The 25,638-nt window shown below is 49.6% G+C and carries 25 protein-coding genes, 1 pseudogene and 1 other annotated feature; of the genes and pseudogenes, 21 read left to right on the top strand and 5 right to left on the bottom strand.

The annotated features are described in order from the left end of the window. Positions 1-13: 13 nt before the first annotated feature. The 9 genes and pseudogenes from hflX (at position 14) to ileS (ending at position 11,094) form a co-directional block, all read left to right on the top strand. Positions 14-1,306, top strand: coding sequence for a GTPase HflX (gene hflX / locus JNE38_RS17360; protein WP_203254909.1), 1,293 nt, complete (start codon positions 14-16; stop codon positions 1,304-1,306). Positions 1,307-1,314: 8 nt separating this feature from the next. Next, the gene (locus JNE38_RS17355; RefSeq protein ID WP_203254908.1) at positions 1,315-2,598 is read left to right on the top strand and encodes a methionine gamma-lyase family protein; all 1,284 of its coding nucleotides are present in this window, start codon (positions 1,315-1,317) and stop codon (positions 2,596-2,598) included. Between the two features lie 151 nt (positions 2,599-2,749). Then, on the top strand, positions 2,750-3,160 hold the full coding sequence (locus JNE38_RS17350) for a MerR family transcriptional regulator (protein WP_203254907.1): 411 nt from the start codon (positions 2,750-2,752) through the stop codon (positions 3,158-3,160). A gap of 37 nt (positions 3,161-3,197) precedes the next feature. Next, entirely contained in the window at positions 3,198-4,532 is a 1,335-nt protein-coding gene (gene glnA, locus JNE38_RS17345; RefSeq protein ID WP_203254906.1) for a type I glutamate--ammonia ligase, read from the top strand. 1,150 nt (positions 4,533-5,682) lie between these two features. Then, positions 5,683-5,907 (top strand): hypothetical protein, encoded by a 225-nt coding sequence (locus JNE38_RS17340; RefSeq protein ID WP_203254905.1) that lies wholly within the window; start codon positions 5,683-5,685, stop codon positions 5,905-5,907. A 43-nt stretch (positions 5,908-5,950) separates the two neighbouring features. After that, a pseudogene (locus JNE38_RS31235) lies at positions 5,951-6,154 on the top strand (hypothetical protein); the annotation flags it as partial. A gap of 27 nt (positions 6,155-6,181) precedes the next feature. Then, the gene (locus JNE38_RS31230; RefSeq protein WP_203254904.1) at positions 6,182-6,484 is read left to right on the top strand and encodes a DUF1963 domain-containing protein; all 303 of its coding nucleotides are present in this window, start codon (positions 6,182-6,184) and stop codon (positions 6,482-6,484) included. Positions 6,485-6,853: 369 nt separating this feature from the next. After that, entirely contained in the window at positions 6,854-7,459 is a 606-nt protein-coding gene (locus tag JNE38_RS17325; protein ID WP_203254903.1) for a dihydrofolate reductase family protein, read from the top strand. 230 nt (positions 7,460-7,689) lie between these two features. Then, positions 7,690-7,947, top strand: a binding site (T-box leader). 66 nt (positions 7,948-8,013) lie between these two features. Continuing rightward, positions 8,014-11,094: an isoleucine--tRNA ligase gene (gene ileS / locus JNE38_RS17320; RefSeq protein ID WP_203254902.1), complete on the top strand. Its 3,081-nt coding sequence runs from the start codon at positions 8,014-8,016 to the stop codon at positions 11,092-11,094. Between the two features lie 44 nt (positions 11,095-11,138). On the opposite strand, the gene JNE38_RS17315 is transcribed toward ileS, so the two are convergent. Continuing rightward, positions 11,139-11,726: a DUF4269 domain-containing protein gene (locus JNE38_RS17315; RefSeq protein WP_203254901.1), complete on the bottom strand. Its 588-nt coding sequence runs from the start codon at positions 11,724-11,726 to the stop codon at positions 11,139-11,141. A gap of 143 nt (positions 11,727-11,869) precedes the next feature. On the opposite strand from JNE38_RS17315, the gene JNE38_RS17310 reads away from it, so the two are divergent. Continuing rightward, positions 11,870-12,355, top strand: a complete 486-nt coding sequence (locus JNE38_RS17310) for a DUF456 domain-containing protein (protein WP_203254900.1) — start codon at positions 11,870-11,872, stop codon at positions 12,353-12,355. Positions 12,356-12,399: 44 nt separating this feature from the next. Here JNE38_RS17310 and lexA read toward each other — a convergent pair whose 3' ends face one another. Continuing rightward, a complete protein-coding gene (gene lexA, locus JNE38_RS17305; RefSeq protein ID WP_055747083.1) occupies positions 12,400-13,023 on the bottom strand; it encodes a transcriptional repressor LexA in 624 nt (207 codons plus the stop codon). A 161-nt stretch (positions 13,024-13,184) separates the two neighbouring features. Between lexA and yneA the strand changes: the two genes are divergently transcribed. The 4 genes from yneA (at position 13,185) to JNE38_RS17285 (ending at position 16,543) form a co-directional block, all read left to right on the top strand. Next, complete coding sequence (yneA, locus tag JNE38_RS17300) at positions 13,185-13,523, top strand: cell division suppressor protein YneA (RefSeq protein ID WP_203254899.1); 339 nt, start codon at positions 13,185-13,187, stop codon at positions 13,521-13,523. A gap of 91 nt (positions 13,524-13,614) precedes the next feature. Beyond that, positions 13,615-13,812, top strand: coding sequence for a DUF896 domain-containing protein (locus JNE38_RS17295; protein WP_203254898.1), 198 nt, complete (start codon positions 13,615-13,617; stop codon positions 13,810-13,812). Positions 13,813-13,897: 85 nt separating this feature from the next. After that, the gene (crcB, locus tag JNE38_RS17290; protein ID WP_238933357.1) at positions 13,898-14,266 is read left to right on the top strand and encodes a fluoride efflux transporter CrcB; all 369 of its coding nucleotides are present in this window, start codon (positions 13,898-13,900) and stop codon (positions 14,264-14,266) included. A 36-nt stretch (positions 14,267-14,302) separates the two neighbouring features. Beyond that, entirely contained in the window at positions 14,303-16,543 is a 2,241-nt protein-coding gene (locus tag JNE38_RS17285; protein ID WP_203254897.1) for a HelD family protein, read from the top strand. Between the two features lie 56 nt (positions 16,544-16,599). Here JNE38_RS17285 and JNE38_RS17280 read toward each other — a convergent pair whose 3' ends face one another. Beyond that, positions 16,600-16,902 (bottom strand): HesB/IscA family protein, encoded by a 303-nt coding sequence (locus JNE38_RS17280; RefSeq protein WP_203254896.1) that lies wholly within the window; start codon positions 16,900-16,902, stop codon positions 16,600-16,602. Between the two features lie 112 nt (positions 16,903-17,014). Here JNE38_RS17280 and ltaE point away from each other — a divergent pair, with 112 nt between their 5' ends. Together ltaE and JNE38_RS17270 are read left to right on the top strand one after the other, a co-directional pair. Next, positions 17,015-18,058: a low-specificity L-threonine aldolase gene (gene ltaE / locus JNE38_RS17275; RefSeq protein WP_203254895.1), complete on the top strand. Its 1,044-nt coding sequence runs from the start codon at positions 17,015-17,017 to the stop codon at positions 18,056-18,058. 240 nt (positions 18,059-18,298) lie between these two features. Further along, a complete protein-coding gene (locus tag JNE38_RS17270; protein WP_238933356.1) occupies positions 18,299-18,496 on the top strand; it encodes a hypothetical protein in 198 nt (65 codons plus the stop codon). A 4-nt stretch (positions 18,497-18,500) separates the two neighbouring features. Here the strand turns inward: JNE38_RS17270 and JNE38_RS17265 are convergent, their stop codons facing one another. Next, positions 18,501-19,235 (bottom strand): alpha/beta hydrolase, encoded by a 735-nt coding sequence (locus tag JNE38_RS17265; RefSeq protein WP_203254894.1) that lies wholly within the window; start codon positions 19,233-19,235, stop codon positions 18,501-18,503. A gap of 327 nt (positions 19,236-19,562) precedes the next feature. Between JNE38_RS17265 and pdhA the strand changes: the two genes are divergently transcribed. From pdhA to JNE38_RS17240, 5 genes are all read left to right on the top strand, one after another. Next, a complete protein-coding gene (gene pdhA / locus JNE38_RS17260; RefSeq protein ID WP_203254893.1) occupies positions 19,563-20,648 on the top strand; it encodes a pyruvate dehydrogenase (acetyl-transferring) E1 component subunit alpha in 1,086 nt (361 codons plus the stop codon). Between the two features lie 3 nt (positions 20,649-20,651). Then, entirely contained in the window at positions 20,652-21,632 is a 981-nt protein-coding gene (locus tag JNE38_RS17255) for an alpha-ketoacid dehydrogenase subunit beta (RefSeq protein WP_203254892.1), read from the top strand. A 90-nt stretch (positions 21,633-21,722) separates the two neighbouring features. Continuing rightward, on the top strand, positions 21,723-23,126 hold the full coding sequence (locus JNE38_RS17250) for a dihydrolipoamide acetyltransferase family protein (RefSeq protein ID WP_203254891.1): 1,404 nt from the start codon (positions 21,723-21,725) through the stop codon (positions 23,124-23,126). Positions 23,127-23,132: 6 nt separating this feature from the next. Beyond that, positions 23,133-24,542, top strand: coding sequence for a dihydrolipoyl dehydrogenase (gene lpdA / locus JNE38_RS17245; RefSeq protein ID WP_203254890.1), 1,410 nt, complete (start codon positions 23,133-23,135; stop codon positions 24,540-24,542). A gap of 136 nt (positions 24,543-24,678) precedes the next feature. Beyond that, on the top strand, positions 24,679-24,840 hold the full coding sequence (locus tag JNE38_RS17240; protein ID WP_203254889.1) for an aspartyl-phosphate phosphatase Spo0E family protein: 162 nt from the start codon (positions 24,679-24,681) through the stop codon (positions 24,838-24,840). On the opposite strand, the gene JNE38_RS17235 is transcribed toward JNE38_RS17240, so the two are convergent. Beyond that, positions 24,835-25,587, bottom strand: a complete 753-nt coding sequence (locus JNE38_RS17235; protein WP_203254888.1) for a hypothetical protein — start codon at positions 25,585-25,587, stop codon at positions 24,835-24,837. The two genes, JNE38_RS17240 and JNE38_RS17235, sit on opposite strands and share 6 nt — an antisense overlap. Positions 25,588-25,638: the final 51 nt, after the last annotated feature.

Below are 25,638 nucleotides of genomic sequence, written 5' to 3'. Positions count from 1 at the left end.
AGGGCGTGAATCGGTGAACGATCTGATAAAAACGAAGGAAACGGCGATTTTGGTCGGCTGCCTTTTAGATAACCGTGATGAAGAGCGCATGCGCCTTTCCATGGAGGAGCTGCAGGAGCTCGCGGACACAGCTGGCGTAGAAGTGCTGGATGTCATCACGCAAAACCGCGACAGAATTGACCCGGCTTGGTATTTAGGGACCGGGAAAATCGACGAGCTCGCGCAGCTTGCGGAAGAACTGGACGTGGACGTCGTCATTTTCAATGATGAGCTTTCTCCGAGTCAGACTCGCAATCTGGATCGGCTCTTTGACTGCAAGGTCATTGACCGCACGCAGCTGATTCTCGATATTTTTGCTGGGCGCGCCCAGTCTCGCGAGGGGAAAATCCAGGTAGAGCTTGCCCAGTACAATTACCTGCTTCCCCGCTTGGCGGGACAAGGGAAACAGCTCTCTCGTCTCGGTGGCGGGATCGGTACGAGAGGTCCCGGTGAATCCAAGCTGGAAAGCGATCGCCGGCACATTCGCAGACGGATCACGGAGCTGAAACAGCAGTTGTCCGATACAGTCCGCACCAGACAGCTTCATCGCGAGAGACGCAAGAAAAACAACGTCTTCCAGGTCGCGCTCGTCGGGTATACCAATGCGGGGAAATCAACCATCCTGAATCGGTTGACGAATGCGGGCACCCTTGAGGAAAATAAACTCTTCGCGACTCTGGATCCAACGACACGTCAGCTGTCCCTGCCGAGCGGGATGGAGGTCCTCTTGACGGATACGGTCGGATTTATTCAGGACCTGCCGACGAGCTTGGTCGCTGCCTTCCGTTCCACGTTGGAAGGAGTAAAGGAAGCGGATTTGATTTTGCACGTGGTAGACAGTCACCACCCCGACCTGCAAATCCACATGCAAGTGGTTGATCGGATCTTGCATGAGCTGAAAGCGGAGGACATCCCGCAGCTCGTCGTGTTTAACAAGGCGGATGCGATGGCGGAAGGAACGTATTTGCCGCCTGCCGACGAGTGGATTTTGATCTCGGCTATGCGCGATGATGACTTGAAGCGATTGGTGAAGCGGATCGAGTCGTATGCACTCGCGTCGTTTAATGAAATGACCCTGAAAGTGCCTGTAGAGCGCGGAGACATCCTGTCGCTTTTGCATCGGGAAGGCGTCGAGATGGAGCAGCATTTTGATGAAGAGGAAGAGTCCTACCGAGTCACGGTTCGCGTAAATCGGGATAACCCTATTTATGGACGGATCGCTCCTTTCCTCCTGGACAAACCAGAGACTGTTGAAGAGAGTTGGTAAGATAGCTGATGTTTCAATATTTTTCACACGGCGAGAAACTGAGACCTCTCGTCTTAGAAGTAGAAGCAACGATTTCAGAAAGACACAGGCAGATTGCAGCGCTGGTGGACACCAATCAGCTGAAAGTGCTGCGCTCGTTTCAAAAGCACGAAGTCAATGAATTTCACTTTTCTCCCTCGACCGGATACGGCTACGACGATTCCGGTCGTTCCACGTTGGAATCCATCTATGCGGATGTATTCGGGGGAGAAGCAGCGTTAGTGCGTCCCCATATCATTTCGGGCACACACGCCATCGCGATTTCCCTATTCGGGATTTTGCGGCCAGGAGACGATCTGCTCTACATTACAGGCAAGCCGTATGACACCCTGGAGGAAGTCGTCGGAGTTCGCGGAGAAGGACAAGGCTCCCTCAAGGACTACGGAATCGGCTACAGCTATGTGCCATTGACACCTGAAGGCGAGATCGACTTTATGGCCGTGGCTGGAGCGATCACTCCGAAGACGAAAGCGATTGGAATTCAGCGTTCCCGCGGGTATGCCGATCGACCTTCATTTACGATTGCCAAGATCCAGGAGATGATCCGTCTCGTCAAGGAAATGAAGCCGGATGTGATCGTATTCGTGGACAACTGCTACGGTGAATTTACGGAAGAGCTGGAGCCGCTGCATGTTGGTGCCGATATCATGGCCGGTTCTCTCATCAAAAATCCGGGAGGGGGCTTGGTCAAAACCGGTGGATACATCGTCGGTCGCCAGGATCTCGTGCAGCTCGCTTCCTACCGGATGGCAGCACCGGGGATCGGGGCAGAGGGAGGTGCATCCCTGTATTCCTTGCTGGAGATGTTCCAGGGCTTCTTCCTGGCTCCGCACGTCGTAGGGGAGGCGTTGAAAGGCGCCGTGTTTTCATCCGCGATGCTGGAGAGACTCGGTTTCAAGACAAATCCACTCTGGCATGAGCCTCGCACCGATCTGATTCAATCCGTGGAGTTCGGTTCGGCGGAACGGCTCATCGCTTTTTGCCAAGGGATCCAAAAGGCTGCTCCCGTTGATTCCCATGTCACCCCATACCCCAGCGAAATGCCGGGATACGCCGACCCTGTCATCATGGCTGCAGGTACGTTCATTCAGGGTGCCAGCATTGAATTTTCCGCGGATGGCCCGATCCGTCCGCCTTATCTCGGCTTCGTGCAAGGTGGACTGACTTATTCCCACGTAAAAGTCGGGATTTTGACAGCGTTGAACGGGCTTTTGGAAAAGAATTTGCTGGATCTGCCTGGCTCTGAAACCTAAAAATCAGCGGTTCGTCATGTCTCATGAGTGGCGGATCGCTGTTTTTTCATTTGTCATGACTTGCTACGTGATATTTTCTAACATGTGTTGACAGGGTTTGTGATGTTGCATAGAATAAAGCATATGGAACACAATTGAGGAGGGACAAGTCATGAGTGATGACATTCGTCGGAATATGGCCCTCTTTCCCATTGGGATCGTCATGAAATTGACGGATCTAACTGCGAGGCAGATTCGCTATTACGAACAAAACGAGCTCATTCACCCAGCCCGCACCGAAGGGAAACAGCGTCTATTTTCCTTCAACGATGTAGACTGCCTGTTGGAAATTAAAGCTCTGATTGAAAAGGGACTCAACATTGCGGGAATCAAACAGGTCCTGCAAATGCAAGAGCCCGCAGCGGAGCAGACAGAGATTTCCACTACATCAGAAGCTAAACGCAAGGACATGACAGACAAGGAGCTACACCAGCTCCTGAGACAACAGATTATGTATCACAGTGCATCTCGCAATGGCGAGGCCGCATTGATACGTGGAGAGCTTTCCCGCTTCTTCCACTGATATAAAAAAGGGTATATAGAGACAGGAGGAGAGAAATGTGAGCAAGTTTTCAAGAGATGACATTATGCGTTTGGCCCAAGAAGAGGACGTAAGGTACATCCGTTTGCAGTTTACCGACCTGATGGGGATCATTAAAAACGTAGAAATCCCTCTGTCCCAGCTCCCAAAAGCACTCGACGGCAAAATGATGTTTGACGGTTCTTCCATCGAAGGCTTCGTCCGCATCGAAGAATCCGACATGTACCTGGTTCCAGACCTGGACACATGGGTCGTATTCCCTTGGGGCAACGAGCATGGCAAAATTGCACGTCTGATCTGTGATATCCACAATCCTGATGGCTCTCCATTTGAAGGAGACCCGCGTTATATCCTTAAGCGCGCTCTGAAAGAAGCGGAAGAAATGGGCTTCACCGCGTTTAACGTAGGTCCAGAGCCAGAATTCTTCCTGTTCAAACTGAACGAAAAAGGCGAACCGACACTTGATTTGAATGACCAAGGCGGATACTTCGATTTCGCTCCACTTGATCTGGGTGAAAACTGCCGCCGTGATATCGTACTGACTTTGGAGAAGATGGGCTTTGAGGTGGAAGCATCCCACCACGAGGTAGCTCCAGGTCAACACGAGATCGACTTTAAATATGCGAATGCACTGCAAGCAGCTGACCAAATTTTGACATTCAAGCTGGTAGTGAAAACCATCGCGCAAAAGCATGGTCTGCATGCTACCTTCATGCCAAAACCTCTGTACGGTGTAGCGGGTTCTGGTATGCACGCGAACCAATCTCTGTTCCGTGGAAAAGAAAATGCATTCTATGATGAGTCAGACGCAATGGGTCTGAGCCAAACAGCGAGATACTATCTGGCAGGAATTTTGCATCATGCTCGTGGTTTCACTGCCATTACCAACCCGCTGGTTAACTCTTACAAACGTCTCGTACCTGGCTACGAAGCTCCATGCTATGTAGCGTGGTCTGCTAAAAACCGTTCTCCTTTGATTCGTATTCCTGCCTCCAGAGGCATGGGAACTCGTATCGAAGTTCGCAGCCCGGATCCGGCAACAAATCCATACCTGGCATTGGCAGTAATGCTGAAAGCCGGCTTGGATGGAATCAAAAACAAAATTGCCGTACCACCTGCAATCGACCGTAACATTTATGTAATGACCGAGCAAGATCGCGAAGAAAACGGCATCGCGAACCTGCCTGCAACTTTGAAAGAAGCGATCGAGTGCCTGAAAGCTGATCCAGTGATCTGCGAAGCGCTGGGTGAGCACGCTCTGGTTCACTTCATCGAAGCAAAAGAAATCGAGTGGGATATGTTCCGTACACGCGTTCACGATTGGGAGCGCGAGCAGTACATGAACACGTATTAATCAGCGAAACCCCTTGTGCCTTTAGGTGCGAGGGGTTTTTTCTTATTGCGTTGTTCATGGCTGTCTGTTCATTTATGAGTCCCCGCCATTGGAGTTCCCAAATGAACACAATGTGTAAAGTGAAAAAGGCAGCCATTCAAATCCGCCGTGTAACGATGAAACGATACATTCTCCAAGCTAGATACGTTTGAGCTCTCGATGCAAGACGCGGTGATTACAGAATCGTTGCCGTTTCTTACTTTGATTTGCACTTCGAATTCAAGTACATCAACACTAAAAGTTAAAAAGGAAGAGGAGTTTGATGGAACCGCGATAGTCCGAAAAAAAGCGAGTTTTATTCACACCTGCGAGATTGAATGCTCTCACTCTTACTGTGACAAGACTTTTTCCATTATTCACGATTTGAACTCCCACAGCATCAGATCCGCTCGATTGTGTACTCACCAGCGGGCCAGTGGAATATTTTCTTGTGGCGAACCCATGCCGATAGAGGGAACAGGATAAACCGCAAATCTAAGCCAATCCCACCTAATGCAGATAAAACGAACGGAGAGGGAAGGCCAGTGAGTAGCTAAGGAACTTCACGCCATGTGTATGTTGTAACAAAAGAAAACGGTAGCGAAAAGAGCTACCGTTCTCTTACAAACCCATTTATCGTACTCGGACAAACACCCAAACGTTATCTCTTGCAAAAACAAGTTGGAACCCGTTATTCAAAAGACAACGTGAAGCAGGGCCTACACGTCGACCAATCATTAAAAATTGGTTGCATGGTGCGGCATTTCCAATGATGCTAACGTCGCGAATAATTCGCCTCCGTACGCCATTGACTCTGATACGTCTGAATAAAATCACAACCACGTCAGTCATATCAATCACCTCGTTTCTCTCTGTATGGTATAGAGAATGCAAAGAGGGAAGGCTTGGCAACTGATACGAGCCTATCATGGATGAAATTGTGCGTATGGATACGGCAATTTGCGAGGAAAAGGTAGCCCAATTCCGAACAGCTTGGTCATCATGTTTCAAACAAATCAGCGCTTAAGGTAAATCACCGATCTTTGAACCAATCTAACACTTTGTCGATGAATTCGCCGACAGGAATACTTGAGGGATTATCTAAGAGACCGACAACTGCACAGGTCCGTTTTTGGACCCGGCGGAGCCGATCATAAAGGCGGCTTTGCGGGCAGGCATTCATGATCTGGATTTCACGGCAGAGCAGCCGAGCGCACTAGCAACCTTCGAGCGATATGCATTTTCCGCTCGGGACGCCGGCATCATTGCCTTTCTGGCCATGGGATTTTATGGTGGCTTGGGCGATCTCCTAGCCACAGCCGCCTTGGGGGACTGGGAAGCGGCTGACGAGATGTGAATTGCAATTGCCTTAAACAGTTGGCGTTGCAAATGATTTACCCAATTCAGGTATTTTATATTTCTTTTATGATGCTATCGATCAGGGGATTTATGGTTCAAATAATGAAGCTCAGAAGGCATGGTGCACACTCTATTATGATGGGGATCTTAGTCAGTTAATCCCAGTAGACAACCCTTTGGGCAATAAGTCTATGCTGCCGACTAACCTGATTACTTTTACAAAGGGTTTGTCTTTGCAAAGATAAAAAATAGGTCACCCAAAGAACAGTTCATTGCGTGTACGTTACGATCGTTTTCTAAAAGATTTCAAACGACTACATGGATTAAACGGGAAACCATGTCACCAAATACTCGGTCATCCACAAAACATCCAAAATGATGTTTATGAAGAATTGAACAACTTAAAAGGGAATGAACACAAGGAAAAATACATACTTCTGCTTCAGGTAGATACGGATGAAGAAAATTTACATATCGTGTGGGGAGATTTTGGTACCATATACTTTGTCATTTCTGAGGATCATCTCAAAAATAAGAAATTTGAAGAAACGGAGCTTTGTTTACAGTGTTGTTAGGTGAGATCCATTATCCCCTAAAGGGATAAGATGGAGTGAAGAGATAAGCATTTGAACACGATATTCGTTCAACTAACGGGTTCAAGAGCTTAATACACACGAAGAACGGCAGCCTACGTAATTGGCTGCCGTTTTCTCAACTAAAGGGCAGTTTTTATTAGCAATCTGTAAGAATCATTCCGATCTGAAATGATCTAAAATGTAGTTTATACAGTTAACCCTGATGAACTTGAGGAGAACTGAAAGTGAGAAGGCTGGTTCTGTTTCTGCATGCATCTCTTGACGGTTGGTGACGACGATATCTCGCAAAGTGCGCTATACGCGCTAACGTACAGTTAAGCTAATTTATTGGAGAGGATGAAAAGCAAGATGGGAAAACTTATTGTACATATGTTCATGACCTTGGATGGCGTCGTTCAAGCTCCCGGAGGGCCGAATGAAGATCGGGAAGGCGGATTCGGCTATGGCGGGTGGCAGGCACCGTATCGCAATGCGGAGTCCGGACAATTGATTGCGGCGGATTATGCGAGCCTCGACGCTCTGCTCTTAGGCCGCAAGACGTACGAAATTTTTGCGCCTTACTGGCAGACGGCGCCGGCTGAAAACCCGTTCACCCAGCTGCTGAACGAGAAGCCGAAATATGTCGCATCCCGGACATTGACCAGCGTCGATTGGAACAATACAAAGCTGCTCGACGCGGATGTGACCACAAGTGTGCCCCTGTTGAAGGAGCGGTACGCGGAGGTGCACGTGGCAGGCAGTGCCGACCTGGTCCAAACATTGCTGCGTCACGAGCTGATTGACCAAATGAATATCTGGCAATTTCCGGTATTGCTCGGGAAGGGAAAGCGGTTCTTCGGCGATGGAACGATGCCGACAGCACTGCAATTGATTGAATGCAGAACGTTCTCCAGCGGTACAGTTTTATTGCGCTACGAGCTTGCGGGAAAAGCGTCTTTCGGCAACATGGCGTAGGATGCTGATGGAACCGACAGTGTTGTAGGTATCTCCAGTCTTGCATGTATTCGTTTCATTTTATAAAGGAGATTATCGGAACCGAACTCCGATGAAGAAGCGAAAGATGATTTGGTCAGATTTGCTTGAACAGCCTGGATGCAATTATACACATTTGCAACTGGCTAAGCTTGCCCGCAATTGACAATGGATTGAAAGTAGTGTAAAACAAATATAACCAATTGAACGAACCAAATTCGTTGACGAGAAAGAGTACGCTATTTCCTTGTTCCCCAGAGAGTTGGCCCTGTGCTGAAAGCCAACGTTCAAGACTTAGCTGAAAATCCTCTCCGAGAAGGAAAGCTGAAGATGTGGAAGTAAGCTGACCCGGGATCCCGCCGTTACAAGGGACGCGTATGATGGTACGTAGTATGAGTGCTGAAAAGTCATGATCGACATGAACTTTTCGGAACAAGGGTGGTATCGCGAGATGGAATCTCGTCCCTTAGGGGGCGGGATTTTTTTGTTTTCTTGGACACTCCCTCCATCAATAATCAAAAGAAGGGATGAAAACGATGAGAGCGGTGGATGTGAAAGAAAAGGCGAGGACACGAGAGCTTCGGATTTTGAGCCGGTGGAGGGAAGAGAATACATTTCAAAAATCCATGGACAACCGAGCAGGGAAGCCCAACTTCGTGTTTTATGAAGGGCCGCCAACAGCCAATGGCCAGCCTCATATCGGCCATGTCCTCGGGCGCGTGATCAAGGATTTTATCGGGCGTTACAAGACCATGTCGGGGTATCGTGTCGTCCGCAAAGCAGGCTGGGACACGCATGGGCTGCCGGTTGAGCTGGGTGTGGAAAAACAGCTGGGGATTTCGGGAAAACAGGAAATCGAAAATTATGGAGTAGCCAAATTCGTCGAGAAATGCAAAAGCAGCGTGTTTGAATATGAAAAGCAGTGGCGCGAGCTGACTGAAGGAATCGCTTATTGGACCGACATGGAGCATCCGTATGTGACTTTGACGAATGATTACATCGAAAGCGTCTGGCACATCCTGTCCGAAATCCATAAAAAGGGCTTCCTGTATAAAGGCCACAGAGTCAGCCCCTATTGCCCGGATTGTCAGACCACGCTGAGCTCGCATGAAGTGGCGCAAGGATACGAAGACGTGAAGGACCTCAGTGCTACAGTGAAATTCCGAAGCAAAAACGGGAATGACATCTTTCTGGCGTGGACGACTACCCCGTGGACACTTCCAGCCAATGTTGCCTTGGCTATCAACAAAGAGCTTGACTATGTGCGAGTGAAAAAGGCTGGAGAAGTATACATTGTCGCAAAAAATCTGGTAGATGCCGTCATGAAGGATGGCTACGAGATCTTGTCCACACACAAAGGAGCGGAGTTTGTAGGCACCGCGTATGAGCCGCCATTCAGCTATATCCGCGTAAAGAAAGGGCACATCGTGGTCGATGCGGACTATGTGAGTGACAAAAGCGGTACGGGAATCGTCCATACCGCACCAGCGCATGGGGAAGACGACTATCGGACGACTCGTCAGCACGACCTGGACTTCGTGAACGTCGTCGATCTGGCAGGACGCTACACAGCCCAGATCGCGGAATTTGCCGGTCGCTTCGTCAAAGACTGTGATGTGGATATCGTCAAGGACCTGTCCCAGCGCCATCTGCTGTTTTCCAAGGAGCGGCATGAGCATAGCTATCCGTTTTGCTGGCGATGCAAATCTCCTCTGCTCTACTACGCCATGGAGAGCTGGTTTATCAAAACGACGGCAATCAAAGACCAGCTGATCGAAAATAACAGCAAGATCGACTGGTACCCGGGGCATTTGCGTGAGGGGCGCTTTGGCAAGTTCTTGGAAGAGCTGGTTGATTGGAATATCAGTCGCAATCGATATTGGGGAACACCGTTAAATATTTGGCTTTGCCAGGATTGCGGCAGTGAGTTTGCCCCTGGCAGCTTCAAAGAATTGCGCGACAGGTCACTGGCACCGATCGATGAGAGCCTCGAGCTGCACAAACCGTTCGTGGACGATGTATTGCTTCCCTGCTCGTGTGGAGGGACGATGGAGAGAACGCCGGAGGTCATCGACGTATGGTTTGACAGCGGATCCATGCCGTTTGCCCAGTACCATCATCCATTTGGTGATGAGAAAGAATTCGCTGAGCAGTATCCGGCTGACATGATCTCGGAGGGGATCGACCAAACGAGAGGCTGGTTCTTCAGCTTGTTGGCTGTATCCACTCTCTATAACGGAAAAGCTCCGTATAAAGCGGTCATATCAACCGGGCATGTCTTGGATGAAAACGGTCAAAAGATGTCCAAGAGCAAAGGAAATGGGATTGATCCCTGGGAGGTTATCGAGGAGTTTGGAGCGGATGCATTTCGCTGGGCACTGCTTTCTGACAGCGCTCCGTGGAGCAGCAAGCGTTTTTCCAAACGGATCGTCGCAGAGGCCAAGTCTAAAGTGATTGATACGCTGCACAACATCCATGCGTTTTATGCCATGTATGCGTCGATAGACGGGTACCAGCCCGAGGAGCACGCGCGACTCACTGCTGTCCACGAATTAGATCGTTGGGTCCTTTCGCGGCTGCAATCCACCTTGCGAGACGTAGCGAAGGGATTGGAGTCGTATGATTTTCTCAATCCCGCCATGCACTTGGAGACATTCATCGACGAGCTGAGCAACTGGTACATTCGTCGTTCCCGTGACCGCTTTTGGAGCAGCGGCATGACCGAAGACAAACTTTCTGCCTACCAGACGTTGCACGAAGTCCTGGTTACGCTCGCTCGAATGATCGCGCCATACGCGCCTCTGATTGCAGAAGACATTTACGGCAATTTGGCAGGGGATGACAGCGTGCATTTGGCAGACTATCCGTCGGCAGATCCAAGTGCCATCGATGAGGTGCTGGAAGCGGAAATGGAAACGGTTCGCCGTATCGTTGAGCTGGCTCGCAACATCAGAAACGAGACAGGGATCAAGACACGCCAGCCCTTGTCAGAACTGATCGTCATAAGCGAACGATCGTTCGATGTCCAGCGATATGCGGCGATCATTATGGACGAAATCAATGTAAAGAGCATTCGGGCGGAGCAAAATGACAGCAGCTTCGTAACATACCGCTTCAAACTGAATTTGAAAGTGGCTGGAAAAAAATACGGCAAACAAGTGGCCCCCATTCAAAACGGCCTGAAAGAGTTGAGCGACTCTGAGGCAAAACAGGTGATACAGAACGGGTATCTGGATCTGGTTCTGGAGAATGAAACGGTGCGAATCCCGCTGGAGGAATTGCTTGTGGAGAAGCAAGGGAAGATGGGCTACGCTTGGGCTTCAGGATACCAAATCCATGTGGCATTGCATACGGAAATCACGCAGGACCTGAGGCAGGAGGGCATCGTGCGCGAGGTCATCCGGGTCATTCAGGATTACCGCAAGAAGCTGGATTTACCGATCGAAAAGCGCATTACCCTTACGTTGGATGTAGATGCGCAGGTGAAAGCAGCGCTGGAGCAATTTGATCATGTATTGAGGAGCCATGTGCTTCTTGACCAGGTCCGATATGAAGCCGGCAACCCGATGGAGAGAGTCTCCTTTGGAGAGAAAAGCATTGGCCTGCGAGTGGAGTAGCATGCTGCAAGGCACCTGATAAGGAGGAACCAGTCCGGCAAGCATTATCTGGACTGGTTTTTCTCTTGGAAGAGGAGAATGTAGGACGTAAGCTCTTCCGTATGGTAGCGCTCTAGCTCCAAAAGTGCCTGATAAGGGTCATTGCCTGGGATATGGAAGTAGTGAGCGAAGGCAGGCTCGGTTTTCATGCCGTTCGCTTTGAGCATTCGAATATCCCGATAAGCCTCTTCACCGCCGATCGAGAGCAATCGATCCTCGATAACCATATGGCGGTATGCATTTTGCTGTTCGACCGGGACAGATTGAGCGAACAATTCAAACCAGAAGTCATGTGCATAAAATCCGATGACGCTGGAATCCTTGCCAGATACGAGAATACGGCTCTCCTGATAGCCTTCCATGCTGCCATATGCTGCACGCACATCAGCATCAAAGCGATCCAGGTCATGACTCACGCAGATGATATCGAGATCACTATCCGGAACATCGATTTGCAGGGGGATTGTGCCGGCGAGAACGGGATCGTACGCACACAAGGATTCCATCAGCCGGATTTGCGAGATGGCATTCCAGGCAGCCTGTTGGCGAGCATTGCCGGATTGCAAATAAGCGAGATCACGCCAGTTTTTCATGTGGATGCCTCCATCGTGTTTTGGTCCCGAAGAATTGGGTAACGATCATAGAATAGGGGTGTGAAATGATTGTAGTCGGTTGTCAAACAGACTGCAACGAAAATGAGCTTGACTCGTATACCATAGGGAGAGGAGTGGGGGTAGTGGATATACTTTTATGGGTGATTGTGGTAGCTTTGTTTGTATTGAGTATCGCCGGAATCTTTCTGCCGGTATTACCTGATACGATCCTGCTATGGGGCGGCTTCCTGATCTATCACTTCTTTATTGCAGATCCGGGTGCGGGACTTCCGTCATCCTTTTGGTGGGGGATGATTGCGCTCAGTGTGCTCTTGTACGGAGCAGATCTCTTGACCAATATGTATTTTGTGAAAAAGTACGGGGGATCTAAGTGGTCTTCGTTTGCGGCGATCATCGGGATTTTGCTCGGGATCTTCTTGTTCCCGCCGTTCGGTATGATCATTCTTCCATTCGCTTTCGTCGTGTTGGTAGAACTCTTCATGCAAAAACAAACGATGGAAAAAGCCATCAAGGCAGGCTTTGGCTCATTGATCGGATTTTTGGGAAGTGCCGTCGTCAAAGTCGTGCTCCAGGTGACGATGATCATTTGGTTTTTCATCGCGGCATAGGCGCAAAAAAGGACAGCAGAGGCTGTCCTTTTTACTTGCAATCATTAGTGAATCAAGCGATAGACTCCGATGACTTTACCGAGAATCGAAACGGCGTCGAGGATGATCGGCTCCATCGTGGCGTTCTCCGGCTGGAGTCTGAAATGATTCTTCTCTTTAAAGAAGCGTTTGACAGTGGCTTCATCTTCTTCGGTCATCGCCACTACGATATCACCGTTATTCGCAACGTGCTGCTGACGGACAATGACGTAGTCGCCATCGAGAATTCCCGCGTCGATCATACTGTTACCGGATACGCGGAGCATGTACACCTTGTCCGACGTTACGATGTTTTCCGGCAATGGGAAATATTCCTCGACATCTTCAATGGCTGTGATCGGTTGACCTGCAGTGACTTTCCCGATGACGGGCACACGAACAACGGAATCTTCAAAATCATCTTGAAAGCGATCTTCCTCAGACAAGAGCTCAATGGCACGAGGTTTGGTAGGGTCGCGCCGAATGAGGCCTTTCTTTTCCAAGCGAGCTAAGTGTCCGTGTACAGTAGAGCTGGAGGCAAGTCCGACTGCTTCCCCGATTTCCCGTACGGAAGGTGGGTAGCCTTTATCGCGGACTTCTTTTCGGATGAAGTCGATGATGGCCTGCTGTCGATTCGAAAGTTTTGACATAAGAGACACCTCAGTTTTCTCGAACATGTTTTCCTATATTATACCATGGGATCTTGCGTTCGACAAACATAAGTTCGGATCTTTTTTGTTGACATGAACATACGTTCCCATATATGATGGTAACAAGAGAACAGAACGTACGTTTGTAGGAGGAGATATTGATGTCTGTATTGACTGTACATAATCGCTTTGAAAAGAAGGTAGTTCGACGCACTCGTTTCGGCATTACCCGAGGACAGGCTCTATTGTTTCTGATTAGTTTTTCTCTCTTTTTTTATTTGTTGACCGAACTGGTGTTTGCTTCTGGTGTAGAGGTGGCTCCGCCGGTAAAGGAAATCACAGTGCGTGCCGGAGATAGCTTGTGGAAGCTGGCTGTTCGCTATCAAGAGGAAGCGAAGATGGACGTGAATGAGCTTGTAGCGGCGATCAAAGAAATAAACGACATGGAAGGTGTCATGATTTACCCTGGCCAGACCTTGAGAATACCGCTTCCGGAATAACTTCCCATTCACTGACGCCCGACCTGCTTGCACCGCCCTTGGGATATGGTATAATGGAGCGGCATTACTTACAGGTGGGGAGGAACCAGTAGTGGTATCTGACGCAGAAATCAAGCGCATTAATGAACTGGTGAAAAAGTCAAAAGAGGTCGGATTGTCCGAGGAAGAAAAGCTCGAGCAAAAAGCACTTCGTCAAAAGTATATCGATGCTGTAAAGCTTTCTTTGAGAGCAAACCTGGATTCCATCCGTTACGTGGAAGACCTTGAAGAAAATGGTCGGAAACAGTAAGATAACAGATATTGATAACAAAGACATCCTTGCTGCAAGCTAGGGTGTCTTTTTGTTCCGAACCGAGCATGGGAGGGAAAGCATAATGATTCCATGGATTGCGGTGGCAGCAGGAGGAGCACTCGGATCCATGATGCGCTATGGTCTTTCATTGATAGCGAATCAGCCGGGGTGGCCGATCGGAACATGGCTCGCGAACGTCGTGGGTTCATTTCTGATTGGTTTGCTGTCTGTATGGGGAAAAGAACGGGGAATGTTGTCACCGGAAGTGTATCTATTGTTTGCCACAGGGGTAATGGGGGGATTTACGACATTCTCCACCTTTTCTCTGGAGGTCATTTCTTTTTGGGGAGATGGCCAGATTGTTCGAGGGTTGTTGTATGCGCTTCTGAGCGTGACGGTTGGTTTGCTTTCGTGTGCGGCAGGTATTTGGCTGGCACGACAATGGACATAGCAATGCGAAATGAACGGACTGAGAGGGGGGACGGGTATGAGTACCCAACACCGGGAATACGAACGGGAACAAAAGAAGCTGGATGACACCATCGCGATAATTGACAGTGAAATCACGCAATTACGCGAGGATATTCGGGAAGCTACCGACGACTACGTAAAACAAGTCGTGAATTCGAAAAAGTCGAAGGATCTGCGCTATCTTGAGGACCAGGGACGTGAAAAGCCATACTTCGGACGGGTAGACTTTATGAAGGATGAAGTGTACGAGCTGGATCAGGTCTACATCGGCAAGCGGGGAATTGTGCGGGGAGATACGTTTGACTCTGTGGTTGTCGACTGGAGAGCACCGATTGCCAGCCTCTATTATTCTGGGGAGAGCAAAGACGCCTTTTACCGGATGGGAAGAGAAATCGTCCGTGGAGAAGTAACCTTAAAGCGTAATTTCGCAATCGAGCAAGGAAAAATCACCGGGATTTATGATGGCGCAGTGAAAGAGACGATACACCGCGAGATGGGAGATCCGGATGATTTCTTGCAGGAAGGTTTCATCGATGAATTTTTGGCCGCCAACCTGAACCAGGCCAATGACAGCCGTCTAAAGGATATCGTGGCGACCATCCAATCCGAACAAAATGACATTATTCGTGCGGAAAAAGAGCGGCCGATTGTCGTGCAGGGGGTAGCGGGCAGCGGGAAAACCACTATTGCCCTGCACCGGCTGTCCTATCTGATCTATAATTATCAGGATTCCATGATGTCCAAAAAATTCATGGTGTTCGCTCCAAACCGCATGTTTCTTACATACATATCGGACGTATTGCCTGAGCTTGGGGTAGATGATGTGCAGCAGTCGACGTTTATCGATTGGGCAGCTCGCCTCGTCAAACCGCTCTTGCCAAAAGGCTGGAGGATTACAAGTCCCGACAAACCGATCCAACTGTTTTTTGAAGCCGATCAGGACGAGCGGGAGCAGGAATTGACCCGCAATCGATTGCGATTTAAAGGCTCGCTGGTGTGCAAAGAAGCGCTGGAGCAGTATATTCGCTATGTAATCGAAACACGGATCCCCTTCAAGAAGCTGAGCTTCCAGTACAACAAGACCAAGCAAGTCTTTACGATACCAGGGGACTTCATTCGTCAGAGCTTTTTGGAGCAATTTGCCCACTTGCCTTACCAGCGCCGGCTGGACTCCTTGCGCAAACACATCAAGCAGGAAATGAACAAGCAAATGTTTGCGCATCTGCGCGAGTTGAAAATCGATCTGGACAAACAGGGCTTGGCCAAGTTTGAAAAAATGCTCGAGACCATTCTCGAAACCTATATGTCATCCTTCCCCACATTAGAGGCGTTCGCTTCTTACCGGGAATTGATTACAGACATCGAGCTTCTGCGAAAGCTGGTTTCCCCTGAAATAGAGGATGGTGTCATTGTGGACGTCTGTGAATCGTCAAACAAGCTGTTTGCTGAGGAGCGGATGGAAGCGGAGGACATCGCACCGCTGCTGTATCTGCAGCACATCATCGAAGGGATGAGCAAAGCTGAGCACTTCGACCATACCGTAATCGACGAGGCGCAGGATCTGAGTGCGCTGGAAATTGCCGTCGTTTCCCTTGCGACGAAGAGTCAATCACTTACGATTGTGGGGGACATCGCACAAGGAATACACTCGTATCGCGGTATCCATTCGTGGGAGGAATTAACGCAAGGCATTTTCCAAAAGCTGCGTCCATCGTACTACACCTTGTCGCAAAGCTATCGCTCGACCATAGAAATCATGCAATGTGCAAACGAGGTCTTGAGGCAAATCGACCTTCCTGAGACTGTTTTGGCAAAGCCGGTACTGAGGCACGGGGAAAAGCCGATCATGATCAGCCCTGCGACTCGAGCAAAGCTTTGGGAAGATATATCTCAGCGCGTCGCCTCTTATCGGGAAGAAGGCTTCCAAACGATTGCCATCGTGACGAAAACGATCGGGGCCAGCAAAAAAGCGTATAAAGGCTTGCAAGAAAGCATCGAGGGTCTGACGCTATTGGGCAGCAAAGACAGCCAATTTCCCGGCGGTGTCACTGTCATGCCGGCATTCCTGACCAAAGGGCTGCAGTTTGATGTCGTCCTTTTGCTCGATGTTGATACCTATGATGACAACGAATGGGACGCGAAACTCCTATACGTCGCGATGACGCGTCCTGTTCATCGCCTCGTGATGGCACATGGAGAAGGAACGGAACCACCTTTGCTTCTCGGGATGCCGAACGAATTGTATATAAAACAATAAGAAGTAACAAAAAACCCCTCGCTGATCTTGATTCAGCAAGGGGTTTTTAGCGAGTCTTAGTGGTCGCCGGTGTTTCCTTTGGATGGGTTGGTAATCACAAAGCCCTCTTCAGGGAGGTAGAGGTAATCGAGGATGATCCCGTCCAGCAGAGGCTCGTCTTTTTTCACTACTACGTCAATTTCTTTGTCTGTCGAAATAACTTCGTCTTCTTCAGTGGGCTTGTCCAGAGCCAAACCGTAGTGAGCGTGGTCACCGTGCGCGTGAGTGATGTATACGCGCAGTTTCAGATCTTTGTCTTCTTCTTGGTCCATAATGGTTTTCAATTGTTTCGCAGCATTGCGCGTAATTTTCACATTCATTGGACAGGTCTCCTAACGTTTATGTATCGATCCCTTCCATATTAGCAAAGAGGTAAATCGATATGCAATGTTGAAAGTTTAATGAAAGAAGGAAGCAATGGGGAGGAGAACCATGAAGAAAATCGATTTGCGCAGCGATACGGTTACCAAGCCAACCGATGCCATGATTCGCGCGATGGCAGAAGCGGAGGTAGGTGACGATGTTTACCGCGAGGATCCGACTGTCAATCGCCTGGAGGAAATCGCCGCAGAGCGGCTGGGAAAAGAAGCTGCATTGTTTGTCACGAGTGGTACGCAAGGAAATCAGGTAGCGGTTTTGACCCATTGCGTAAACGGAGATGAAGTCATTGCAGAAGCGGAATCGCACATCTTTTACTATGAAGGGGGTGCGATGTCGGCATTAGCTGGTGTCCAAACACGCACTTTGGCAGGTGTACGCGGTGCCTTGCGCGCAGAAGATGTGGAAAAGGCGATCCGTTCCACGACGAATATCCATTTTCCCCGAACAAAGCTGATCTGCCTGGAAAACACGCACAATCGAGCAGGTGGAGCAGTCATTACTCCGGAGAAGATGAAAAGTGTTTACGAGGTGGGACAAAAGCATGGCATCCCCGTACACTTGGACGGAGCTCGACTCTTTAATGCGGCAGTCGCTCTGGGTGTAGATGTTCGGGAGCTGAGTCAGTACACAACTTCCGTTCAAATTTGCTTGTCGAAAGGACTAAGCGCACCAGTAGGCTCCATTTTGGCGGGAGATCGTGCGTTCATCGAAGAGGCGAGATGGTGGAGAAAGAAACTGGGGGGAGGATTGCGTCAAGTCGGTTATTTGGCGGCTCCGGGCATCCTCGCTCTCACAGACATGACAGAGCGTTTGGCGGAGGACCACAACCATGCGAAAATGCTGGCAGAAGGGCTCCGCAATCTGTCTTTGGAAGTCGAACCAGTCGAAACCAACATTGTCCTCGTGAAAACAGACTCCATCCAGACTACGGCCGTAGAATTCCTGAAACGCTTGGCGGATCAAGGGGTTTATGCCGTTGATTTCGATGAATACGTCATCCGTTTTACGACTCATCGTCACATCTCAGAGGAAGATGTTCAGTATGTTCTTCAAATCGTGGAAAGATTGCTGGCGAGCGTTCCAGCAGCCAAGTAATAGGGAGGATTCGAACAGTCCTGACTGAGCCCGCTGGCAAGGTCAGGGCTGTTTTTGTTGTACAGATTTAGGTATTGATCTGATCCTGTCCGGTACAAGTGCAGCATAGCGAGACCGCGAACGATCGTGTGATGGCGAGCTCCTTTGACCCCCAGATGGCATGGAGCAGCCAAGTTTTCTAGTGTAAATCTGTGCTGCCAAAGAAATACTATAGCTATCAAAGCGTAGGGGAAAAGAGGGATGAACATGATATCGGCCAAAGAGCGCCAGCGCATACAAGGTCAAATGCAACGTGACGAAAGCAAAATCGTCAATATCGTGTTAAGCGATGCCCAACAGGTGGCGGGGGAAATTGAAAAAGCCAACCACGAAGGCATCTTTTTGGTGGATGGCCGTTATTACAGCTATGAAGATATCAAGGAAATAAACGGACTTTAAAAACCTACAGCTTGGGAGCCGGGAAGAAATGGCGCAATCCATCAGGCAGCTCTTTTTGCCACAAGCCCCAGACGTGATTGCCCGGCTTTTCCCGATAGGAGATAACAGCATGCTTGGCTCCCAGCACTTCCTTTGCGGCTCTGTTGTATTGGACAAAATCAAACGTTCCCATATGGGTTTCAACGGCGACCTCATCCAGACCGACTACCATCCAGATGTTGAGCCAAGAAAGGCTGGATTGAAGCTGCAGCTGTTCCAGTGTCGGTTCGAAAAAAGCTCCTGACAAGGACAGGACGCGGGGAAAAACATCAGGTCGATCCAAGGATAGGTGCAAGGAAACGGTACCGCCCAAAGAGTCACCGGCCAGCACACGGGATGAAGGGTCGCGACGCACGGGATAACGCTCCTCGATATAAGGGACGAGCTCCTCTGTGAAAAAGCGCTTGTATGCTGCATTTCGTGAACCAATCGGAGAGTACTCGCTGGTACGTTTGCTGCGTTCTACTGAGACTCCCACGATCAGGAATGGTTCGATGCCATCTTCCAAAATCAGCTGGTTTGCGATGGTAGCGATTCGTCCCATTGTAAAGAAGTCATTCCCATCCTGACAGTAGACGACGGGATAGGAAAGGAGCTCGTTATAACCAGGCGGGAGGTACACCTTCACGGAGCGTGGAGTGTCCACGTGAATGCTTGGCACTTCTTCTTTTATGATCGTACGTTTTACATATTCGGACATGATTCCCACCACCAAAATTTACTTTTTTGAAAAGAAAGTCCTTGAAATAAACTGATACAGCTTATATAGTAAATGATAACAGAGAGGAAATAAACCCTGTAATATCAATACTATAACACGTTGAACAGACAATTTGTCTGCAGTATAACAGGGTTGCACAGGAGGATCTGTAAGCCCTTTCCTGTAAGTTCCAACTGTTCTTTTGCTTTTCTCAGGGTATCCAGAGCCAGCGTTCGCGATTCTTGACTGAACGGACACTCGACCGTTTAGCCAGCAAACAAGCGGATATGTTCAAGGAACCCTTAATCCAGTGACGAGGTGAATGTGATGAGCGTAACCACTGCTGTTGAACAAACAGAGAACAACGCCCCGCTGCAAATTCTTGCTCCGGATGGAACGGTTGTTCGTCCTGATTTAATGCCTAAGCTCTCCGATGATGAACTGCGTGAATTGATGCGTAAAATGGTGTTTACTCGCGTATGGGACCAACGCGCGATCAGCCTGAACCGCCAAGGCCGCCTGGGCTTCTATGCTCCGGTAGCAGGTCAAGAAGCGAGTATGATCGGTTCTGAAGCTGCATTGTCCAAAGAAGACTTCATCCTGCCTAGCTACCGCGATATTCCGCAAATGGTATGGCATGGTTACCCAATGCACAATGCGTTCCTGTATTCTCGTGGACACATCGAGGGTGGACGCATTCCTGAGGGCGTTAACGTATTGATGCCACAAATCATCATCGCAGCTCAATGTACACAAGCAACAGGTATTGCAATGGGCTACAAGCTGCGCGGCGAAAAGCGCGTTGCCATCAACTACTTTGGTGACGGTGCGACTTCCCAAGGTGACTTCTACGAAGGGATGAACTATGCAGGGGTTTACAAACTGCCAGTCATCTTCTTCTCTCAAAACAACGGTTATGCGATCTCCCTGCCGTTCGAAAAGCAAACCGCTTCCGAGAACATCGCTGTCAAAGCAGTTGCTGCAGGTATTGCTAGCGAGCGCATCGACGGTATGGACATCATGGCTGTATATTACGCAGTTCAAAAAGCAAAAGAGCGCGGTGTGAACGGTGAAGGTGCTACCTTGATCGAGGCTCTGACTTACCGTTATGGCCCTCACACCATGGCTGGTGACGACCCGACTCGTTACCGTACAGGCGAAGAGCAAAGCGAGTGGGAGCTGCGCGATCCATTGATCCGTTTCCGCAAGTTCCTCGAAACAAAAGGCCTGTGGAACGAAAAAGACGAAGAAGCTGTTATTGAAGAAGCGAAAAAAGCAGTTGCAGATGCCATCAAAAAAGCGGACGAGACTCCGAAAATGAAAGTATCTGAGCTGATCGATGTAATGTTCGAGACACTGCCACCAGCATTGGAAGAGCAAAAGGCAGAATACCTGGCGAAGGAGTCGAAGTAAGCCATGGCACAAATGACAATGGTTCAAGCCATTACGGACGCAATGCGCGTGGAGCTGAAACGCGATGAGACCGTACTTGTCTTCGGGGAAGACGTAGGGAAAAACGGCGGGGTATTCCGTGCGACTGAAGGTCTGCAAGCAGAATTCGGTGAGCAGCGCGTGTTTGACACCCCGCTGGCAGAATCCGGTATTGGCGGATTGGCTGTTGGTCTGTCGATCAACGGCTTCCGTCCAGTAGCTGAAATCCAGTTCTTTGGATTCGTATTCGAGACGTTCGATGCGATTGCTTCTCAAGCAACTCGCATGCGTTACCGTTCCGGTGGACGCTTCCACAGCCCGGTGACTTTCCGCTCCCCATTTGGTGGCGGCGTGAAAACTCCTGAGCTTCATGCCGACTCCCTGGAAGGTCTGATGCTGCAAACGCCGGGTCTGAAAGTGGTGATCCCGTCCAACCCGTACGATGCAAAAGGACTCTTGATCTCCGCAATCCGCGACAATGATCCAGTCGTGTTCCTTGAGCACATGAAGCTGTATCGTTCCTTCCGTCAAGAAGTACCAGAAGGCGATTACACCATTCCACTCGGAAAAGCGAACGTAGTGAAAGAAGGTACAGATGCTACCATCATCACGTACGGTGCAATGGTGCACACCAGCTTGAAAGCGGCAGAAGAAATCGAAAAAGCTCGCGGAGCAAAGGTAGAAGTAATCGACCTGCGCACCATCAGCCCACTCGATATCGACACCATCGTTGAATCCGTGAAGAAAACCAACCGTGCAATTGTCGTGCAGGAAGCACAAAAAACTTCCGGCGTCGCAGCGGAAATCATCACGCAAATCAACGAGCGTGCGATCCTGCACCTGGAAGCGCCAGTTCTGCGCATCACAGCACCGGATACCGTTTATCCGTTTGCGCAAGCAGAAGATGTATGGCTTCCTGACGTGAAGCGCGTAGTGGACGGTTTGACACAAGTGCTTGATTTTTAAGGACAATCGGCGGAAAGATGAGAGCTTTCCGCCTTCTTTTGGCAGATACAGGGTAAAAATATGGCGAACTGTTTATAAGGAGGAGATATCGTGAGTCGTTTTACATTCAGACTCCCGGAGCTCGGCGAGGGCATCCATGAAGGCGAAATCGTCAAATGGCACGTACAGCCGGGGGATTCCGTAGAAGAAGACCAGGTCATCATGGAAGTACAAAATGACAAGGCGGTTGTAGAAGTGCCATCGCCTGTTAAAGGGAAAGTCCTCGAACTGAAAGTAACAGAGGGTACCGTTTCCGTAGTTGGTGACCCACTGATTGACTTTGAAGTAGAAGGCGAAATTCCTAACCTGCCAGTCCATGGTCATGGCGATGCACCTGTGGCAGAAGCTCCAGCAGCTCCTGCACCAGCTGAAGCTGACAAGATGGAACCAGGCTGCGATATCGGCTCTCAAGTGAGTGCGAATGCAAACCAAGCACTGGAAACGCCTATGGCGCAAGCAACCGCGACTGCTGTGGCAGCGCCAATCGATCGCAAGCATGTACTCGCGACTCCATCCGTACGTAAATACGCACGTGAAAAAGGAGTTCAATTGGCAAACGTACCTGGTACAGGCAAACTGGGCCGCATCACTCGCGAAGACGTAGATCGCTTCGCAGCAGGCGGCGTTGCACCAGCAGCTGCGACTGCGGCTACTCCTGCAGCGGCCACAGCTCCGGAAGCAGCCGCAGCACCGACTGGCGTAGCGCAAGCAGCAGCAGCTCCTACTGTTCACTACACGCCAACTGCAGCTGGCGAATTGGAAGAGCGCGTACCACTCAAAGGTATGCGTAAAGCAATCGCAAAAGCAATGGTGAAATCCGCTTACACCGCTCCACACGTAACCATCTTTGATGAAGTGGATGTAACAGCACTCGTGGCTATGCGCAAAGACGCAAAACCACTCGCAGAAGAGCGCGGCGTGAAGCTGACTTACCTGCCAATGATCGTAAAAGCGGTAGTGGCTGGACTGAAAAAGTTCCCTGAGCTGAACGCATCCATCGATGATGAAAAACAAGAAGTCATCTATAAAAAATACTACAACATCGGAATCGCCACTTCGACTGAAGACGGCCTGCTTGTACCTGTAGTCAAAGGCGCTGACAGCAAGTCCATCTTCCAAATCGCTGGCGAAATCGGCGAACTGGCGAAAAAAGCCCGCGATCGCAAAGCGACTGCCGATGATCTGAAAGGATCTACTTTCAGCATCACCAACATCGGTTCTGCAGGCGGAATGTTCTTTACCCCAATCATTAACCACCCAGAAGTGGCGATCTTGGGCGTAGGACGCATCAGTGAAAAACCGATTGTGAAAAATGGAGAAATCGTGGTTGGCCAAATGCTGCACCTGTCTCTCAGCTTTGACCACCGCTTGGTTGATGGCGAACCGGCTCAACGTTTCGTCAACTACGTGAAGCAGCTCTTGGAGAACCCGACGCTGCTTGTCATGGAGGGATAAGAAGCAATGGTAGTAGGTGAATTTACTACAGAAGTAGACGTGCTGGTGATCGGTGCTGGTCCGGGTGGATACGTGGCGGCTATTCGTGCCGCCCAACTGGGCAAAACCGTGGCTGTTGTGGAAAAAGCGGAACTGGGTGGCGTATGCTTGAACGTAGGCTGCATTCCGTCCAAAGCAATGATCCATGCAGCACACACTTATGAGCACGCACAGCATACCGAGTCCATGGGGATCACCATGGAGAACGTGAAAGTGGATTTTGCCAAAGTGCAAGAGTGGAAAGGCGGCATCGTCAAGCAATTGACCGGTGGCGTAGGCTCTTTGTTCAAAGGCAACAAAATCCAAGTCATCCCGGGTGAAGCGCTGTTCGTGAGCGAAAACGAAGTTCGTGTGTTCCACGGCTACGATGTAAACCGTTATCGCTTCGAACATTGCATCATCGCAACCGGTTCCCGTCCAATCGAATTGCCAGCTTTCCCATTTGGCAAACGCGTGCTGTCTTCTACTGAAGCCCTCAGCTTGACTGAGCTTCCGAAGAGCATCGTTGTCATCGGCGGCGGCTACATTGGCATCGAGCTGGGTACCGTATTTGCCAAGTTCGGAACCAAAGTGACCATCCTGGAAGGCGCTGATCAAATCCTCCCTGGTTTTGAGCCTGATATGCCTCGTCTGGTTGAGCGCAAGCTGAAAAAGCTGGACGTGACCATCCATACAAAAGCATTGGCTCAAGGCATGGAAGAAACCGAGAACGGCGTCATCGTAACGGCTGAAGTCAAAGGCGAGCAAGTAAAAGTCGAGGCGGAATACATCCTCGTGACAGTTGGTCGTCGTCCGAATACAGATGAGCTTGGCGTTCGCGATATCGGGATGAACCTGACCGATCGTGGCTTGATCGTCGTTGACAAACAAGGCCGCACTAACATTCCAAACGTATATGCGATTGGCGATATCGTGCCAGGTCCTGCGCTTGCTCACAAAGCTTCCTACGAAGGGAAAGTGGCTGCTGAAGCGATCGCTGGGCATCCGTCCGAAGTGGATTACAAAGCCATTCCTGCAGTCGTTTTCTGCGATCCTGAAATTGCAAGCGTAGGGATCAATGAGAAAGAAGCGAAGGAAAAAGGAATTGATTACGTCGTAGGACGTTTTCCATTCGCAGCAAACGGACGCGCATTGTCTGTCAATGCTGGCGAAGGCTATGTAAAACTGATCGGTGAAAAAGGCACAAACCTTGTACTGGGTGCGCAAATCGTGGGTGTAGAAGCTTCCAATATCATCGCTGAGATTGGTCTCGCGATTGAGATGGGCGCTACTCTCGAGGATATCGAGCTGACGATCCACGCTCATCCTACCTTGGGTGAAGTGACCATGGAAGCAGCTGAGCTTGCCCTGGGTCATCCGATCCATGTCATGAAGTAAGGATATTCGTTCTAGAAAGATGGAAGCCTTGCACTTTTCTGGGTGCAAGGCTTTTTTCTTCCACATCTTACCCTTTCCTCCGCTAGTTATATAATGTAAAATAGTGGGAGACGCAAGATGGGTGGGGGTCTGCAACATGGAGATTACGAATCAGATGATTGATGACTTGCGCCGGAAACTGGAGTGTGCAGCCAAGGATGCAGGTTACAATTTTCTTGACCCTGAGATCGTCAGGATTAGTCAGCAGCTAGATAAGCTAATTGTTGCGCATATGTTGCATGAAAAACGCCCTTCATAGGGCGTTTTTGGTGGGCGCAGATGGCGTTGTAAAGGAATAAAGCAAGTGAACATCCGCATCTTTTACGGTTACGAGCGGCTCGCCTGCGTAATAGTAGCTGGGATACAAAATCAATTTTTGTGCCTCATGGGTTTGTCCTTTGTGGGGACAGGCTAAGGTAAGTTGTTCCGCATCGAGCTGAATGGCAGGCAAAATACCCTGCAAAAGATCGGACAAGGAAGCGTGGTCCTCCAGCGAATGATGGATACGTTCCGCTTCTTTCACAAACTCGGGGGCAATTTCTTCCCAGTTTGATTCGAAGGATAACTGCCAGTAAGATGAAATAAACAGGCTAAAACGGCCCTTCACATATTCAGGATCCTCTCGCAAATCATCCGCTACCTCAGGTTGGTCATGATGCGCATTCCAAGCATCCAATGCCTTGGTGAGACTTTTCAAAAAATGCGGCGTAGTAAGCGTGACGAAGTACTCGTATTGATCATTCACAGCCATGACACCTTTCGTCTGGTATGGATCAAAGGAGTCAGGAATCGCGAAACGAAAAAGCGGGAGGAAGTACTCCCAGTCTTTCATCAAACGCACGACTTGAAAGTGCGATAATTTTTCGTGGATCCATGGAGAGAAGTGTTCAGGAGGCGTCGGCTGCGCGAGTGTATGCAGGCTGGCGGCCAATTCATACAAAGGCGAGATGCTGTAACTGAACCTGTGGGATAGAGGGCGATTGCCCATAAGTGGAATGGTGATCATTTATACTTACCTCCAACAAGGATTCTGCCTTCATCATAGTTCATCCTTGTG

The organism is Brevibacillus choshinensis, assembly GCF_016811915.1.
Taxonomy (GTDB): Bacteria; Bacillota; Bacilli; order Brevibacillales; family Brevibacillaceae; genus Brevibacillus; species Brevibacillus choshinensis_A.
The sequence above is the reverse complement of the archived record's forward strand: the minus strand, read 5'-3'. Positions and strand labels throughout refer to the sequence as shown.